This window comes from Saccharomonospora xinjiangensis XJ-54, from assembly GCF_000258175.1.
In the GTDB taxonomy this organism is placed as follows: Bacteria; Actinomycetota; Actinomycetes; order Mycobacteriales; family Pseudonocardiaceae; genus Saccharomonospora; species Saccharomonospora xinjiangensis.
In genome coordinates, this window is the sequence record NZ_JH636049.1 from 1,316,032 (window position 1) to 1,333,383 (window position 17,352).

The window sequence follows — 17,352 nt, forward strand, 5'->3', positions numbered from 1 at the left end:
GTGCGTACCACGCCGGTCGCCGAACGGGCCGAACGAACCCCTCGAACTCCTACCAAAGCATGAGATACGCCTCACAGCTTTGCGACATGTGGGTGTCAGAAGGTTGAATCGGGAACTAGGGACCGGTAAAGGGACCCGGTCGTGGACGCAAGGAGGCAGAGGTGCCTCAGGACGGCAATGACACCGATTTGAACCATCGCGAGCGCGCGACCCTGCACGCCGTGGCGCAGGGCATCGCCGAAATCACCACCGGTTGCGGAACGAACCTTTTTGTTGACGGGCTCGCCTGCGCCGACCAGGCGACAGCGCACCGGCTCGTCCGGCAGGGGCTCATCGCCCCCGCCCGCCACGGCGAACCCGGTCAGCGAGTCCCCGCCACCCTGACCGATGCAGGCAAGCGCGCACTCGGCAACACCCCCGCCCTCGCAGGCCGCTGACACACCTGAGTCCGCCTCCCACAACGCCCGAGCGTGCGGGAGGCGGACCCGTATTCGGGCTTTCCGAAGTCCCTCCCGGCTCACCCGGCCTGTCGTTACACTCCGAAGTCATACGGTTCCGTAACCGATCGTCCTGGGGGATGCCGTCATGGCAGAGGAGTTCAGTGAGCAAGGCCAGGCCTACAACCAGCCGATCGGCGTGGGTGGGATCGTGCACGCCGCCGCTGCCGCGTTCAACGCGACAGCCAACGCCGCGTCGATGGCCAAGGGCCAGAGCCGCGGCCTCCGAACTGGTCAACTCCGCCAAGAACGGCGGCTTCCGCGTCAGCAAGGACAGCGCGAACGAGCTGATCGACATCATGGCGCACTTCGTCGAACGCATCGACAACATGAAGCACGACCTACTCGTTTTCAACCAACGGCCTCCGCTCGGCAATCACGAGTACGGAAAGCTCGTCGCACAACACATGTATGACGCCGCCAACGGCCCAAACTCGGCTCGGATGGTTGTCCATCAACTCAAAGAAATCCTCAAGATGAGCATCGAGGCCCTGCAGCGAGCCTCCGGTCAGTACGAGGAGACGGAGTCCAGCGTGGTCGATGCGGTCAAACGCTCCACCCGTTCCGCCTGACAGGTGAAGGAAAAGATGACTCGGCCTATCACTCTCCTGGCTGCCTTCGCGACGGCCGTACTCGCCGCCAGTGGGTGCGCCGCCGAACAACCTGGCGTCGCCGAGCCAACGCCGCGACCTCCCAGTACGGCAATTTCAGAGGCGCCTTCCCCAGCGGCCGAACCACTCAGCGGGTTGGTTGACCCCTGCGCCGTAATCCAGCATGAAAAAGACCTCAAAGAATACGGCGAATTCGCTCCCCGCCAGGAGTCGAGCCAAGACATGGCTGGCGCACGAGCCTGTTCCTGGAAGCGCAAAAAACAGAACCCACTCGAAGATACACTCATCATCGGACTCGCGGTCCGCGACAAACAAAGCGTTGACACCATCGCCGATGTCGGAGGCGGAATCAACTCAGGAGAAATCAACGGAAGAACGGCAGCAGAAGCCCCTGATCCTACTTCGGGAGGCTGCACGCTCGCCATCGCCATCGACGACGGCTCCCGCATCGACGTGAACGTACTGGGTGAGGACGTCAACGACGCCTGCGACGTCGCTCGCGACATCGCCTACCTCGTCGAGCCCCGGCTGCCGAAGCCCTGAGGCCGCCCGCACCCTGCGGTCATACGTGCACGAAGTGCAGGCACGCGTGCGCAGGGTGCGGACACGGTGTCAGGGGGTCACCCGGAACGCCGGGATGCCCGTCACCGCCTGGCCCACCGACAGGGCATGCATTTCCTCGGTTCCCTCGTAGGTCAGCACCGTCTCCAGGTTCGCCGCGTGCCGCATCACCGGGTACTCCAGCGAGATCCCGTTGGCTCCCAGCATCGACCGCGCCGTGCGGGCCACGTCGAGTGCCGCGCGCACGTTGGCGAGTTTGCCGAAACTCACCTGGCCGTGATGCAGCTGCCCGGCGTCCTTCAACCGGCCGAGCCGCAGAGCCACCAAGCCCGCCCTGTTGACCTCGACGACGAGATCCGCCAGCTTGCGCTGCGTGAGCTGGAACGCCGCGAGCGGCTGCCCGAACTGGGCGCGCGTCGTGGTGTACTCCAGCGCCGTCTCGTAACACGTGCGTGCCGCGCCGACGACGCCGAACACGATGCCGAAACGCGCCTCGTTGAGACACGACAGCGGCCCGCGCAGACCCGTCACGCCGGGCAGAACGGCGTCGGCGGGCAACCGCACGCCGTCGAGCACCAGCTCCGCCGTCAGCGACGCCCTCAGCGACAGTTTCCGGGTGATCTCCCGAGCCGAGAAGCCGGGCGTGTCCGCCGGGATCACGAAGCCACGCACACCGTCGTCGGTGCGCGCCCACACCACGGCCACATCGGCCACCGTGCCATTGGTGATCCACATCTTGGTGCCGTCCAGCACCCAGTCCGTCCCATCCCTTCGGGCCCGGGTACGCATGGACGCCGGGTCACTGCCCGCGTCGGCTTCGGTGAGCCCGAAGCACCCGATCGCCTCCCCCGACGCCAGCGACGGCAGCCACCGCTGCTTCTGCTCCTCGCTGCCGTAGCGGTGAATGGCATACATGGCGAGCGAGCCCTGCACGGACACGAAGCTGCGCAGCCCCGAGTCGATGGCCTCAAGCTCGCGGCACGCGATGCCGTAGGCGACGGAGGACGACCCCGCACACCCGTAGCCCGCGAGATGCATTCCGAGTACGCCCCAGCCTGCCGAAACTTTTTGCGAGATCCCGCACAGGAAGCGTCGCATTTTCGTACCAATCCGCGATGTGCGGGCTCAGTTCCGCCTTCGCGAACCGGCGTACCGTGTCGCGGATGTCGCGTTCATCCGCTGTCAGTTCGGCATCGACAGCGAGGAAATCACCTGGGTCCAAACCGGTCTCAACCATGTCCGGAACCTTACCCGTTCAGACATCATCGCAGGTCAGAGCGCCACCAGCGGTGGAAAGCACAGAAAGGCCACGATCGTCAATCCCCTTGTGCTGTTGTTCATGTAACACGCCGCGCCTGTTTGGCTAACCGCGCGTTCACATTACTGTCATAAGACCCGGCGATCCCGGAGAAACATTCGTGCGCCGGAGCCGCCGCGACCAGTGGGCGGCCCGGGGACTGCGCAATGCTCTTCCGCCGCACAGCGCCGTGTGGTCACCCGATGCGTCTCTGAGACCTTCCGTCTCGCGAACGACATCGGCTTCCTGATCTGACCATCGCAAGATCGGGCCGCATCGTTAGCCGACCAGTGCGCCACATCACGCCGCGCTGGTGGTTTCGGCATGGCCCGGTCGCGCCGAGCAAGAGGAGGGCCGCCAACCGTGACCCGCCCCGCCCCGCGCGAACCCTCTGCGGGTTTGTACGACGAACAGTACGAGCACGACGCCTGCGGCGTGGCCTTCGTCGCCGACCTCGCGGGCCGCGCCAACCACGACATCGTCGCGAAAGCCTTGGTTGCACTGTGCAACCTGGAGCACAGGGGAGCCCGCGGCGCCGAGCCGGAGACCGGTGACGGCGCCGGCATTCTCATCCAGCTTCCCGACGCCTTCTTCCGCGAGGTCACCGGCTTCGCCCTTCCCGAACCCGGCGGTTACGCCGCGGGCACCGCCTTCCTGCCGCGTGACGAGCACGTGCGAGGCAGGGCGATCTCCACCATCGAGCGCATCGCAGCCGAGGAAGGTATGCGCGTGCTGGGCTGGCGCGACGTCCCTGTGGACACCGACCACGTCGGCCCCACCGCAGCCACCACCATGCCGCATTTCGCGCAGGTGTTCCTCGCCCCGCGCCGCGAGGAGATCACCGGACTCGATCTCGAACGCGCCGCATTCTGCGTGCGCAAGCGCGCCGAACACGCGCTGGCCGAGCAGGACGTCTACTTCCCCAGCCTCTCGTCCCGCACGATCGTCTACAAAGGAATGCTGACGGAGCCTCAGGTCGGCAGGTTCTTCCCCGATCTCACCGACGAGCGCGTCGTCAGCGCCATCGGCCTCGTGCATTCGCGGTTCTCCACCAACACGTTCCCTTCGTGGCCGCTCGCGCACCCTTACCGCTACATCGCCCACAACGGCGAGATCAACACGCTGAGGGGCAACCGCAACTGGATGGATGCCCGCGAGTCGCAGCTGTCGTCGGAGTTGTTCTCCGGCGACCTGTCGCGGCTGTTCCCCGTCATCACGCGGGGCGCGAGCGACTCGGCGTCGTTCGACGAGGTGCTGGAGCTGCTGCACCTCGGTGGCCGTTCACTGCCGCACGCCGTGCTCATGATGATCCCGGAGGCGTGGGAGAACCATCGGGAGATGGACGGCGCACGACGGGCGTTCTACGAGTTCCACTCCACGCTCATGGAGCCATGGGACGGCCCCGCGCTGGTGGCGTTCACCGACGGCACGCAGATCGGGGCGGTGCTCGACCGCAACGGCCTGCGTCCTGCCCGGTACTGGGTGACAGAGGACGGTCTCGTGATCCTCGCGAGTGAGGTCGGGGTGCTCGATGTCGAGCAGTCCTCCATCGTCCGCAAGGGGCGGCTCGAACCCGGCCGGATGTTCCTCGTGGACACCGCGCAGGGGCGCGTCATCGACGACGAGGAGATCAAGAACGAGCTCGCCGCCGAACACCCCTACGCGGAGTGGCTCGACGCGGGTCTTGTGCGGCTGGGCGACCTGCCCGAACGCGAGCGTGAGGTCCCGTCGCACGCCTCGCTGGTGCGCAGGCAGCAGGCGTTCGGCTACACGAGCGAGGAAGTGGGTGTGCTACTCGAACCGATGGCCCGCACCGGCGCGGAACCCATCGGCTCGATGGGCAACGATTCGCCGATCGCTCCGCTGACCAGGGGCCCCCGGCAGCTCTTCGACTACTTCACCCAGCTGTTCGCACAGGTGACGAACCCGCCGTTGGACGCGATCCGTGAGGAGCTGGTGACCGCGCTGGGCACGCAACTCGGGTCGGAGCCCAACCTGCTGGAGGCTGGGCCCGAGCACTGCCGCAAGATCGTGTTGCCGTTCCCCGTGCTCGACAACGACGAGTTGGCCAAGCTGGTACACGCCAACGACGACGGCGACCTTCCCGAGTTCTCCTCGCACACGGTGCACGGCACGTTCTGCGTCGCCGGTGGCGGCGAGGCGCTGATGCGCAGGCTCGACGAGATCCGCGCCGAGGTGACCGAAGCCATCGCCGACGGCGCGCGGCTCGTCGTGCTGTCCGACCGGGGCGTGGACGCCGAGCACGCGGCGATCCCGTCGCTACTGCTCACGGGCGCGGTGCACCACCATCTGGTGCGCGAGAAGAGCCGCACACAGGTGGGTCTGGTGGTCGAGTCGGGCGATGCGAGGGAGGTGCACCACATCGCGCTGCTCATCGGCTATGGCGCCGCCGCGGTGAACCCGTATCTGGCGATGGCCACGGTCGAGGAGCTGGCCGAGCAGGGCAGGCTGGGCGAGGTCACGCCGAAGCAGGCCACACGCAACCTCATCGCCGCGCTCGGCAAGGGTGTGCGCAAGACGATGTCCAAGATGGGCGTCTCCACCGTCGCCTCGTACACCGGTGCGCAGATCTTCGAGGCGATCGGGCTCGGCGCCGAGGTCGTCGAAACCTGTTTCACGGGGACGACCTCTCGGCTCGGCGGTGTCGGTTTCGACCTGCTCGCCCGCGAGGTAATCGAGCGGCACAGGAAGGCGTTCCCCTCGGACGGTGTGCGGGCGGCGCACAGGGAACTCGACACGGGCGGCGACTACCAGTGGCGGCGCGAGGGAGAGCCGCACCTGTTCAACCCGCACACCGTGTTCAAGCTCCAGCACTCCACGCGCAGCGGCAAGTACGACATCTTCAAGGAGTACACGCGCGCTGTTGACGACCAGTCGCGCGACCTGATGACGCTGCGCGGGTTGTTCGAGCTGAAGGAGGGCGTGCGTCCTCCGGTGCCGATCGAGGAGGTCGAGCCCGTCTCCGCGATCGTGAAGCGGTTCGCGACCGGGGCCATCTCCTACGGTTCGATCTCGCAGGAGATGCACGAGACCCTCGCCATCGCCATGAACCGCCTCGGCGGCAAGTCCAACACCGGTGAGGGCGGTGAGGATCCCGAGCGGCTCTACGACCCCGAGCGGCGCAGCGCCGTGAAGCAGGTCGCCAGTGGACGGTTCGGGGTCACCAGCGAGTACCTGGTGAACGCCGACGACATTCAGATCAAGATGGCGCAGGGAGCCAAGCCGGGCGAGGGTGGCCAGTTGCCGGGCGGGAAGGTGTATCCGTGGATCGCGAAGACGCGGCACTCCACGCCGGGTGTCGGGCTCATCTCGCCGCCGCCGCACCACGACATCTACTCGATCGAGGACCTCGCACAGCTGATCCACGATCTTAAGAACGCCAACCCCTCAGCCCGCATCCACGTGAAGCTGGTGTCGGAGGTCGGCGTCGGGACCGTCGCGGCAGGCGTGTCGAAGGCACACGCCGACGTGGTGCTGATCTCCGGGCACGACGGCGGAACGGGCGCCTCGCCCCTGTCGTCGATCAAGCACGCCGGTGGGCCGTGGGAGCTGGGGCTGGCCGAGACACAGCAGACGTTGCTGGCCAACCGGCTGCGTGACCGCATCGTGGTGCAGGCCGACGGCCAGCTCAAGACGGGGCGTGACGTGGTGATCGCCGCGTTGCTCGGCGCGGAGGAGTTCGGCTTCGCCACGGCTCCGCTGGTGGTGTCGGGCTGCATCATGATGCGGGTCTGCCACCTCGACACCTGCCCTGTCGGCGTGGCGACCCAGAATCCGGCGCTGCGGGCGAAGTTCAGCGGCAAGGCCGAGTACGTGGTGAACTTCTTCGAGTTCATCGCCCAGGAGGTACGGGAGTACCTGGCCAGGCTCGGGTTCCGCTCGATCGCCGAGGCGGTTGGTCACGCCGAACTGCTGGACACCCGCAAGGCCGTTGACCACTGGAAGGCGTCGGGGCTGGACCTCTCGCCGATCTTCCACGTGCCCGAACTGGAACCAGGTGCGGCACGGCATCAGGTAGTCGCCCAGGATCACGGCCTCGACGCGGCGCTGGACAACACGCTCATCCAGCTCGCCGAGGGTGCGCTGCTCTCCGACGACACGGTGCGGCTCGAACTGCCCGTGCGCAACGTCAACCGCACGGTCGGCACGATGCTGGGCGCGGAGGTCACCCGGCGCTGGGGTGGCGCGGGCCTGCCCGATGACACGATCGACATCACGTTCACGGGCACGGCAGGCCAGTCGTTCGGGGCCTTCGTGCCACGCGGTGTCACGTTGCGGTTGTTCGGCGACGGCAACGACTACGTGGGCAAGGGCCTTTCCGGAGGCAGGATCATCGTGCGGCCCCCGAAGGAGGCCCGCTACGCCGCCGAGGACCACATCATCGCGGGCAACGTGATCGCCTACGGCGCCACCAGCGGTGAGCTGTTCCTGCGAGGCCAGGTGGGCGAACGGTTCTGCGTGCGCAACTCGGGTGCGCTGGCCGTCGTTGAAGGTGTCGGCGACCACGGCTGCGAGTACATGACAGGCGGGCACGTCGTCGTCCTCGGGCGCACGGGCCGCAACTTCGCCGCCGGCATGTCGGGTGGCGTGGCCTACGTGCTCGATCTTGGGCCGAGCCGCGTCAACACCGACATGGTGGATCTCGACCCGCTGGACGACGAGGACGAGGAGTTCCTGCGCGACGCGATCGAGCGCCACTACGTCGAGACGGATTCGGCTGTGGCGCATGCGCTGCTCACCGACTGGGAGTCCGCGCTCGGACGGTTCACCAAGGTCATGCCGAAGGACTACAAGCGGGTCCTGCGTGCGCGCGCCGAGGCGGAACGGGAAGGGCGAGACGTCAACGCCGCGATCATGGAGGTGGCCAATGGCTGACACTAGTTGCGCAGCCATGGCCACCGACCGGGTGCGGGCGCCCCGCACAACACAGAGGTGGCCAATGGCTGACACTGCTCACGCAGCCATGGACACCGACCGGGTGCGGGCGCCCCGCACAACACAGAGGTGGCCAATGGCTGACACTGCTCACGCAGCCATGGACACCGACCGGGATGGGCCCCCGCTGCGGCAAGGGCCGCAGCAGGGGAGGGCGCCCCGCAAGACACAGGAGGTGGCCAATGGCTGACCCCAGAGGGTTTCTCACCACGAAGCGCGAGGTGCCTCGCTCGCGTCCCGTTGACCTCCGCATCCGTGACTGGCGGGAGGTCTACGAGGAGTTCGAGTCATCGAGGCTCACCGGGCAGGCGGGCCGGTGTATGGACTGCGGTATCCCGTTCTGCCACCAGGGTTGCCCGCTGGGCAATCTGATTCCGGAGTGGAACACGCTGACGTGGCGCGACGACTGGCGGGCTGCCGCCGAGCGCCTGCACGCCACGAACAACTTCCCCGAGTTCACGGGAACGTTGTGTCCCGCGCCGTGCGAGACGGCGTGCGTGCTGGGGATCAACGACGATCCCGTGACCATCAAGCGTGTGGAGATTTCGATCATCGACAGGGCGTGGGACGAGGGATGGGTGACCCCAAGGCCGCCGGAGACCAGGACCGGCAAGAAGGTCGCCGTGGTGGGTTCCGGTCCTTCGGGGCTGGCTGCGGCACAACAGCTGACGCGCGCGGGCCACGACGTGGTGGTCTACGAGCGGGCCGACGCGATCGGCGGCCTGCTGCGTTACGGGATTCCCGAGTTCAAGATGGAGAAGTTCCGGCTCGACCGCAGGCTCGCGCAGATGCGGGCCGAGGGCACGGAGTTCCGCGCCGGGGTCAACGTCGGTGTGGACCTCACGGCAGGCGAACTGCTCTCCGGTCACGACGCGGTGGTGCTGGCGGGTGGGGCGACGGCGGCGCGTGACCTTCCCGTGCCGGGCCGGGACCTGCGTGGGGTGCACCAGGCGATGGAGTACCTGCCGCTCGCCAACCGGGTCGCATCCGGTGTGCTGGAATCCTCGCCGATCGACGCGGCGGGTAAGGACGTCGTCGTCATCGGTGGCGGGGACACGGGGGCCGACTGCGTCGGCACCGCACACCGCCAGGGCGCGCGTTCGGTGACGCAGCTGGAGATCATGCCGAAACCGCCGGAGTCGCGGTCGGAGGCGCACCCGTGGCCGACCTATCCGATGATCTACCGGGTGTCGTCGGCTCACGAGGAGGGCGGCGAGCGCCTTTACTCGGTGAACACCGAAGAGTTCCTCTCCGACGGAGACGGCGGGGTGCGGGCGCTGAGGCTCGTCGAGGTGCGGCGTGAGGACGGCCGGTTCGTTCCCGTCGAGGGCACCGAACGGGAGCTGCCAGCGCAACTGGTGTTGCTGGCGATGGGTTTCACCGGCCCGGAACGGGGCGGGCTGCTCGACCAGCTCGGCGTCGAACTCGACGAGCGGGGCAACGTCGCCCGTGACGCGTCGTTCGCCACGAGTGTGGACAGGGTGTTCGTGGCCGGTGACATGGGCAGGGGCCAGTCGCTGATCGTGTGGGCGATCGCGGAGGGCCGTTCCGCCGCCGCGGGTGTCGATGCCTACCTCACCGGGCGGGACGTGCTGCCCGCTCCCATCGCGCCGACCGACCGGCCGATCACCTGAGCCGCGCGCCGCGATCACGGGCGAAACGGCGCAAACATGAAATATCGCCCGTGATCGCAGCGCGACACCGGCCGGGTGGGCAAGAATGGTCCACCATGATGACTGATCCGAGGCGGCGGGTCACCGAGTTCGTGGCCGAACGACTGGAGGCGGGGGCGGAGCTCCTGCGCGACTACGGCCGCCGGGCCCGGGGCGGGCAGCGCACGCTCGTCCTGGGCGGGGTCCGGTCCGGCAAGTCACGGCACGCCGAGCAGCTCATGTCGCGGTACCCCTACGTCGTCTCTGTGGCGGGGAGCGCTCCTGCGGGGGGCGACAACGCCGAGTGGGCGGCGCGCGTGGCCGCACATCGCTCACGACGGCCCGCCCACTGGCGCACCGTGGAGACGATGGACCTCCCTGGCGTGCTCAGAACCACCACGGCGCCGATGCTCGTGGACTGCCTCGGTACCTGGGTGACGCGGGTGCTCGACGATGTCGGCGCGTGGGAGCAGCGCCCCGGCTGGGAGCGTGCCGTGGACGAGCGCCTTCAGGACTTCGTCGATGCGTGGCACACCACCACCGTCCCCGTCGTGGCGGTCAGCAACGAGGTCGGCTCCGGGGTCGTTCCGCCCACGCACGCGGGCCGCGTGTTCCGGGATGTGCTCGGCGCGTTCAACACGGCGGTCGCCGCGGGCGCCCACTCGGTGAGGCTCGTCGTCGCGGGGCGTGTGCTGCGTCTGTAGGTGCGGAAAACACCGGTAGCGCGGGGGCGAAGCCCTTGGGTGCCGGGGCGCGGGGCATTGGTCCGGACGGTGGCGGGGTGATCACGGCGAATCACCAGCGCCGCTCGGCGGAGCCACCGGCGCGGGCGATCGACCGGGATCGATCCCGAATCCGCCGCGTTCGATCCGATCCGGGTCCACCAGCGGGTGACGCATCGGCAGGGCCGCGACCGCGACTCGGGCTAGCGTGAAAACCGATGGACACCGCCACCTCGACCCGTGCTCCCGAAGACGGGCTCGGCCGCCGTCGTGGTGGCCGCTTCCTGCGGAGGGCCGCGGCGTTCTCAGGTCTCGTCGCGGTGCTGTGCGCGGTCGTGTTCCCCTTCCTCCCCGTGGTCCAGGAGACCGCGCGCATCACGTGGCCGGTGGGCGGCGACACCACGGCGGTCAACGCACCACTGGTCTCGTACTGGGCTCTGGACACCTCGGCCGACATTCCCTGCGCCTCGGTGCGTTCCCTCGACGCCCGGTCCCCGGCACCGGCGCTGCTGTTGTCCACCGTCCCGCCCGCTCGCGCCGACAGTGGCGTCGGACTGCGGCTGACCGTCCAGGACGGGCAGCTCGTCGCGGTTCACCGTGGTGAGCGGATCGTGCGGACGACACTGCCGCAGGGCTGCGACGTCGGCCTGCGTTCCGATCCGCACCGCACCACGCTGACCGTCGGCGGCGCCACCGTCCACCACGCCGAAGGCGATCAGCGGCCGCGCATCGTGGGCGTCTACTCCGATCTCGACGGCTCCCTCGACCCGGTCGGCGGGCTCACCGTGTCGATCACACCGGACACGCGCTACCAGTCGTCGCCCACCGCCGTGAAGGTGTTCGTCGCGCTGCTGGGAGTCGTCGCGGCACTCGGTTCACTGGCGTGTGTCCGGAGGCGCGACGCCGACCTCGGCCGCAGGGCGCCTCGCCCGTGGTCACCGGACCGTCGCCGGGTCACCGGCCGCGACGCCGCGGTGGTCGGCGTGCTCGCGGTCTGGGTCGTGATCGGTCCGGTCACCTCGGACGACGGCTACATCCTCACCATGGCCAGCGTCGCCGACGACGCCGGATACCTCAGCAACTACCACCGCTGGTTCGGCGTCGCCGAAGCCCCTTTCGGCTGGTTCTACCACGTCTACGGGCTGCTGGCGCAGGTCAGCGCGGCGCCGCCGGTGATCCGCCTTCCTTCGTTCGTGCTCGGGGTGGCGAGCTGGCTCGTCCTCAGCCGCGCGGTGCTGCCGAGGCTCGGCGCGTCCGTGCGCCGCAGCCGCTCCGCTGGCTGGGCCGCCGCGACCGTCTTCTGTGTCTGGTGGCTGCCCTACGACAACGGTGTGCGGCCCGAACCGGTGGCTGTGCTCGGCTCGCTGCTCTCGCTGTGGGCCGTGGAACGCGCTCTCGCCACCCGGCGGTTGCTTCCCGTGTGTCTCGGGGTCGGCGCGGCGGCGTTCACCTTCGCGGCCACGCCCACCGGGTTGATCGCCGTAGCACCGTTCGTGGTCGCTGCCCGTCCGCTGTTTCGGCTGCTGCGCGAACACGCCAGGGACGGCTGGGCGGCGACCCTGGCCCCGGTGTGCGCGTCCGGTTCGCTGGTGCTGCTCGCGGTGTTCGCCGACCAGACCTCGGCAAGCGTGTCGGAGGCGATCCGCCTGCGGCACGCCGTGGGGCCGAGCATGTCGTGGTTCGAGGAACTCACGCGCTACCAGTTCTTGTTCAGCCAGGGCCCCGACGGAGCGCTGACGCGGCGGTTTCCCGTGCTGCTGCTGGTGTTGTGCACGGCGACGTGTCTTGCCGTGCTCCTGCGGCGCGATCGCATCCCCGGCGCCGCGCTCGGTCCGAGCCGCCGCCTCATCGGCACCGTGGCGCTGTTCTTCGTGCTGCTCGCGCTCACACCCACCAAGTGGACCCACCACTTCGGCGCGTTCGCCGCCGTCGGCGCCGCCATGGCCGCTCTCACCGCGCTGGCCACCAGTGCTTCGGTCCTGCGATCACGGCGCAACCGCGCGGCGTTCACCTCGGGGCTTCTGCTCGTCGCCGCTGTCTCGGCAACGGCGCCCAACGCGTACTGGTTCGTGTCGCAGCTCGGCGTTCCCTGGTTCGACCTGCCCCCTTCGCTGCACGGGATCGCCCTGTCCACCCTGCTGACGGGCGCCGCCGCCGTGGCCGGCGTGGTGGCGTTCGCGGAGCACCTCCGTGCGCGGCGCCCCGGACAGCCACCAGCTCCGGAGCGTCCGCGGACGGCGCTGGGGCGAGGTTCCGTGTCCGTGGTCGCGGTGTGCGGGCTCGTCGTACTCGGCACGATCGGCAGCATGGTCAAGGCCGTGATCGAGCAGCGCGGCACCTACAGTCTCGGCGCGGCCAACCTCGCCCACCTGACGGGCGAGCACTGCGGTCTCGGCGACCACGTCATGGTGGAACGCGATCCGGCGGCCAGTGTGCTCACCACCCTGCCGGGCAGCACGGGATCGAGCACCGGCTTCCACCCGCGTCCGTCGTCCTCTCAGGACCCGATCGAGGGACCGCCACACGGGTTCACCGCCGACACCACGCCGATGTGGAGCAGCTACGAGGACGGGGGCGCGCCGACAGGACGGCTCGACTCACCGTGGTACGAGCTGCCGCGCGACAGCGCGGCCGACGCAGTGGAGCAGGTCGTCGTCGCCGTCGCCTCCCCACAGGGCAAGGCCACGAGCGTGAGCATCCAATTCGGACAGCAGGACGGCGCTGAGGTGCGGCCGATCGCCACCCGTACCGTGCTGGGCGAGGGTGCGGGCACAGGGGAATGGGAGGACGTGCGGCTACCGCTTCCGGACATCCCCCGGCACGCCGACGCGGTGCGGGTCGGCGCGACCGACGACGACCTCACCGCCGACGGCTGGGTGGCCGTGACCGCTCCCCGCACGCCGTCGTTCACGGCGCTGACCGACAAGGTCGGCGACTCCCCCGTCTACATCGACTGGCCCGCGTCCTTCGTGTATCCGTGCCTGCGGCCGATGACCATCACAGACGGTGTGCTGGAGCTGCCCGAGTATCACCTCACGGCAGGCACCCTGGCCGACGAGGCGGGCTGGGCGAGCGCCGTCGCGGGCGGTGTGCTCGGCAACCTCGACGAGGTGGCGGCCAAGCCGGAGATCCCCAGCTACCTCGCTGGCGCCCCCGGTCAGCCGTGGGGCACGCTCCACGCCGTGAAGCCCTACGAGAACGGCGGCCCGCCCACGATCCACCGCGACCGTCGGGTCCGCCCCGGCTGGTGGTCGCCGGGCCCAGGGCCCTCGCGCTGACGCCGTGTCCGCAGTCTGTGCACACGTGTCCGCAGCCTGCGGCGCGGCCAGGCGAGAACTTCTGAGACACCCGCGCACAAGCTGCGAACACCCGCGCACAAGCTGCAGGCACCCGTACAGGACCTGCGGACACGGCGGCTGAGTCACTCCGGACCGCGGGCCGCCCAGCCGTGGACGGCCGAGGCGAAGCGGCGGGCGACATCCGGGTGGCCCGCCCAGTGCACGTGCAGGTAGGAGGCATGCAGACTCGCCGAGGCGAACCCCTCTGCCCTGCCGTCCCACTCCCAGGCCGGGTTGGGCCCGTGACCAGGTTCGACGACGGTGCGGTGGAACTCGTGCCCGCTCACCCGCAGGCCGCGCGCGGCAAGGAGCGAGTCGCGGGGTGAGGTGGCTTCGCGGTAGCCGAGAGCACCGCCACCGCTCATCCGGCCTGCCGCGTCCAGCACCCCCGTCATCGGCATTCCATCGAGGTCGCGGCACAAATACAGCAGGCCGGCGCATTCGGCCACCACCGGCATGCCACGGGCGACGGCGTCCGCGATCGCGTCCCGCAGCGGCGTGTTGGCGGACAGCTCGGTCGCGTGTGTCTCGGGGAACCCACCGCCCAGGTACAGGCCGGAACAGCCTTCGGGCAACGTCTCGTCGCGCAGGGGATCGAAGTCCACGACGTCGATGCCCTCGGCGGCGAGTAGCTCCACCGTCTCGGTGTAGCGGAAGGTGAACGCCGCACCCGACGCCGCCGCCACACAGCGCCCGCCAGCCTGCCCGCCAGCCTGCCCGCCAGCCTGCTTGCTCACCTGCCCGTCTGTCCCTGCCAGCTCCCGCCGTGGCGGCTCCCACGGTTCGGCGGGAAGCGGAGGGGCCGACCGCGCCACGCGCACGACGGCGTCGAGATCCACCCCCGACTCCACCCACGCGGCCAGGCCCGACACCAGAGCCGGACCGTCGGCGCCACGCTCACCGGCGGGGACGAGCCCGAGATGCCGGTCGGGAGCCCGCAGCGACTCGTCGTAGGGCAGCACACCCAGCACGGGCACGCCGGTCCGGTCGAGTGCCTCGCGGATCTCCTCCTCGTGCCCTCGCGAGCTGACCCGGTTGAGAACGACGCCCGCGATGCGGACAGCGGGGTCGTACCGGGCGAACCCGAGCGTGGTCGCGGCGATGCTGCGGCTGGCCGTCCACGCATCGACCACCAGCACCACCGGTGCCGACACCAGAGTCGCGACGTGCGCCGTCGAGGCCGCCCCTCGCGTGCCGGGCGCGCCGTCGAACAGGCCCATCACTCCTTCGATCACGGCCACATCGGCTGACCGCGCACCGTGCGCGAGCAGAGGCGCCACCCGGTGCTCACCCTGGAGGATCGGGTCGAGGTTGCGGGGAGGCAGCCCCGTGGCCAGCGCGTGGTAGCCGGGGTCGATGAAGTCGGGACCGATCTTGTGTCCCGACACCACCAGCCCACGGGCCCGCAACGCGGCCATCAGCCCGGTGGCGACACTGGTCTTGCCGTGCCCCGTGGCCGGTGCCGCGACGACGACTCTGGGGATTCTCACGACCATGTCCGGCACCTCCCCGCCGACCGTAACGCACGCGCCGGAAGCGGCCGTCCGGCGTCGATAAGCTGCGGTCCATGCCCAGGGTTCTGCTGGTCGAGGACGACACCGCACTGGCGACGGCGCTGCACCTCGCGTTGAGGCGCTTGGGACACGACGTGACGACGAACCCGTCGGGTGAGACGGCGCTAAGGACTCTCCTGGACGATCACGTGCTGCCCGACGTGGTGATTCTCGACCTGATGCTGCCCGGGATCGACGGTTTCGAGGTGTGCCGCCGTGTCCGGGCCGCCCTCCCCGTTCCGATCATCCTGCTGACCGCGCGAGGCGACGCCATCGACGTCGTCGCGGGGCTGGAATGCGGTGCCGATGACTATGTGGTCAAGCCCGTCGAACCGCGCGTTCTCGACGCTCGGGTCAAGGCCGTGCTGCGCAGGGCCACGCCGATCTCGGCGCAGGAGACGGTGGTGCGGATCGGGCCGTTGGAGTTCGATCGCACGGCGATGGTGGCCACCCGGCACGGGCGGGAACTGAACCTCAGCGCCACCGAGACGAGGTTGCTTGTCGAATTCGTCCAGCACGCGGGCCAGGTGCTGAGCAGGCAGTCGCTGCTCAAACGAGTCTGGGACTACGGCTACGTCGGCGACTCACGACTCGTGGACGCCGCCGTGGCGCGGTTGCGGGCCAAGATCGAGGACGATCCGGCCAACCCGACGTTGCTCAAGACTGTCCGCGGCCTCGGCTACCGGTTGGCAAAACCGTGAGGGTATGTCGTCATGGCAAACGCCGTCCGCTCGGGCTGAGGGCCCGTATCACCGTGGCCGTGGCCGTGGTCTGCGCCTCGGCCACCACGTTCATGGCGCTGATGGTCTACCAGTTGCAGGCCGAATCCTCCGCCGAACGGTTCAAGGTGTCGGCGGACGTTGGTTTCGCCTCGGACCTTCAGCAAGCGAGAACACAGGTTCACCGCCATGGCGGTGACCGGTTGGAGACCGTCTCGCAGTTCGTGAGGGAACGCGAGGGGATGCACTGGGCGCTCTACGATTTTCTCGTCGAAGACGAGCGGCCCCTCCCCGGCTCCCGCGTCTACCCTGACGCGCCGGAAGGCGGGAGGGCAATGGCCCAGTCCACGTCGCTGGCGGTCCCGGCCTGGCTGGTTGACCGTGCCCGCACAGGTGCCACCGCCTCCACGGAACTGTCGAACCGGCATGGTGCCCGGGTGTACCAGGTGGCGGGGCTCGTCGAACCGGACCTTGTTCTCGTCGAGCAGTACAGCATGCGTCGCCTTCACGACGACCTCTCGGATCTGCGGCACACCCTCGCGGTGGTGACGATTCTGGTCACCGTCCTTTCGGCGGTGGCCGCGCTCCAGGCCGCGCACTTCGCGCAGCGGCCGGTGCGTGCCGCGGCGAGCGCGGCCCGGCGACTCGGCGCGGGAAAACTCGACGTGCGATTGCCGGTCCGAGGTGGCGACGAGTTGGCCGAACTCGCCAGGGAGTTCAACCAGATGGCCGAACGCCTCGGCACAGTCATCGCGCAACTCCATGCCAAGGACCGGCAACAACAGCGTTTCATCGCCGACGCGGCGCACGACCTGCGCACACCGGTCGCCACCATGGTGGCCTCGGTGGACGGTCTCGACGACCCCGCGGCCCGTGCCGTATCGGCATCGCTGCTCGGTGAGCAGACTCGCAGGCTGGCCCGGCTCGTCGAAGACCTGCTGGAGATCTCCCGGTTCGACGCGGGCACGGTGCGGATCCGGCCGGACAGGGTGGAGTTGCCTGCGCTGGTCACCGACGCCGTCTCACTCGCGGCTGCGGACGCCGAAATCACGGTGCGGGCCGCCGGTGACACCACCGTGGTGGCCGACCCTCGCCGATTGCACGCGGTGGTGGGCAACCTCATCACCAATGCCCTTTCCCACGGCGCACCCCCGGTGACCGTGGACATCGACGGCACACACCCGGACACGGTGGTGCTCCGCGTCGCCGATCGCGGCCCTGGTGTCCCCGACAAGCTCGTGCCCGTGGTGTTCGACCGTTTCGTCAGGGGCGAGGCCGCCAGGACCGACGGGGGAACCGGTCTCGGCCTCGCCATCGCCGCCGAGAACGTCGCCGTCCACGGTGGAACGATCGAGGTCACGCGCGCCGACGGCGCCGTCTTCGCGGTGACGCTGCCCCGCACCCCGCCCGGCCACACCGGCACGGCGGGGTGCGCGACCACCTGAG

10 protein-coding genes and 1 pseudogene are annotated in these 17,352 nt (G+C 69.2%); 9 read left to right on the plus strand and 2 right to left on the minus strand.

What is annotated here, in order from left to right:
* Positions 1-161 precede the first annotated feature (161 nt).
* The 3 genes from SACXIDRAFT_RS05475 to SACXIDRAFT_RS22240 all read left to right on the plus strand — a co-directional run bounded on the left by SACXIDRAFT_RS05475 (position 162) and on the right by SACXIDRAFT_RS22240 (position 1,651).
* Complete coding sequence (locus SACXIDRAFT_RS05475) at positions 162-437, plus strand: hypothetical protein (protein ID WP_006237502.1); 276 nt, start codon at positions 162-164, stop codon at positions 435-437.
* Positions 438-601: 164 nt separating this feature from the next.
* Positions 602-1,069: a hypothetical protein gene (locus SACXIDRAFT_RS05480; protein ID WP_006237503.1), complete on the plus strand. Its 468-nt coding sequence runs from the start codon at positions 602-604 to the stop codon at positions 1,067-1,069.
* A 3-nt stretch (positions 1,070-1,072) separates the two neighbouring features.
* Positions 1,073-1,651 carry a DUF3558 domain-containing protein gene (locus SACXIDRAFT_RS22240; RefSeq protein ID WP_232285254.1) on the plus strand — a complete coding sequence of 193 codons (579 nt, stop codon included), beginning with the start codon at positions 1,073-1,075 and terminating at the stop codon, positions 1,649-1,651.
* Between the two features lie 69 nt (positions 1,652-1,720).
* Here the strand turns inward: SACXIDRAFT_RS22240 and SACXIDRAFT_RS05490 are convergent.
* Positions 1,721-2,906: pseudogene (locus tag SACXIDRAFT_RS05490) on the minus strand (acyl-CoA dehydrogenase family protein).
* Between the two features lie 423 nt (positions 2,907-3,329).
* Between SACXIDRAFT_RS05490 and gltB the strand changes: the two are divergent.
* From gltB to SACXIDRAFT_RS05510, 4 genes are all read left to right on the plus strand, one after another.
* The gene (gene gltB / locus SACXIDRAFT_RS05495; protein ID WP_006237506.1) at positions 3,330-7,862 is read left to right on the plus strand and encodes a glutamate synthase large subunit; all 4,533 of its coding nucleotides are present in this window, start codon (positions 3,330-3,332) and stop codon (positions 7,860-7,862) included.
* A 242-nt stretch (positions 7,863-8,104) separates the two neighbouring features.
* Entirely contained in the window at positions 8,105-9,556 is a 1,452-nt protein-coding gene (locus tag SACXIDRAFT_RS05500) for a glutamate synthase subunit beta (RefSeq protein ID WP_006237508.1), read from the plus strand.
* Positions 9,557-9,651: 95 nt separating this feature from the next.
* Positions 9,652-10,278, plus strand: coding sequence for a bifunctional adenosylcobinamide kinase/adenosylcobinamide-phosphate guanylyltransferase (locus SACXIDRAFT_RS05505; protein WP_006237509.1), 627 nt, complete (start codon positions 9,652-9,654; stop codon positions 10,276-10,278).
* A gap of 236 nt (positions 10,279-10,514) precedes the next feature.
* Complete coding sequence (locus SACXIDRAFT_RS05510) at positions 10,515-13,574, plus strand: arabinosyltransferase domain-containing protein (RefSeq protein ID WP_006237510.1); 3,060 nt, start codon at positions 10,515-10,517, stop codon at positions 13,572-13,574.
* 143 nt (positions 13,575-13,717) lie between these two features.
* Here the strand turns inward: SACXIDRAFT_RS05510 and SACXIDRAFT_RS05515 are convergent, their stop codons facing one another.
* On the minus strand, positions 13,718-15,130 hold the full coding sequence (locus SACXIDRAFT_RS05515) for a cobyrinic acid a,c-diamide synthase CobB (protein WP_006237511.1): 1,413 nt from the start codon (positions 15,128-15,130) through the stop codon (positions 13,718-13,720).
* Between the two features lie 71 nt (positions 15,131-15,201).
* Between SACXIDRAFT_RS05515 and SACXIDRAFT_RS05520 the strand changes: the two genes are divergently transcribed.
* Entirely contained in the window at positions 15,202-15,888 is a 687-nt protein-coding gene (locus SACXIDRAFT_RS05520; RefSeq protein WP_006237512.1) for a winged helix-turn-helix domain-containing protein, read from the plus strand.
* 59 nt (positions 15,889-15,947) lie between these two features.
* Positions 15,948-17,351 carry a sensor histidine kinase gene (locus SACXIDRAFT_RS05525; RefSeq protein ID WP_232285255.1) on the plus strand — a complete coding sequence of 468 codons (1,404 nt, stop codon included), beginning with the start codon at positions 15,948-15,950 and terminating at the stop codon, positions 17,349-17,351.
* The last annotated feature ends 1 nt before the right edge of the window (position 17,352 follow it).

Coding starts and splice junctions, on each gene's coding strand:
- SACXIDRAFT_RS05500 (WP_006237508.1), top strand. CDS start 8,105: ATGGCTGACCCCAGAGGGTTTCTCACCACGAAGCGCGAGGTGCCTCGC.
- SACXIDRAFT_RS05505 (WP_006237509.1), top strand. CDS start 9,652: ATGATGACTGATCCGAGGCGGCGGGTCACCGAGTTCGTGGCCGAACGA.
- SACXIDRAFT_RS05510 (WP_006237510.1), top strand. CDS start 10,515: ATGGACACCGCCACCTCGACCCGTGCTCCCGAAGACGGGCTCGGCCGC.
- SACXIDRAFT_RS05515 (WP_006237511.1), bottom strand. CDS start 15,130: ATGGTCGTGAGAATCCCCAGAGTCGTCGTCGCGGCACCGGCCACGGGG.
- SACXIDRAFT_RS05520 (WP_006237512.1), top strand. CDS start 15,202: ATGCCCAGGGTTCTGCTGGTCGAGGACGACACCGCACTGGCGACGGCG.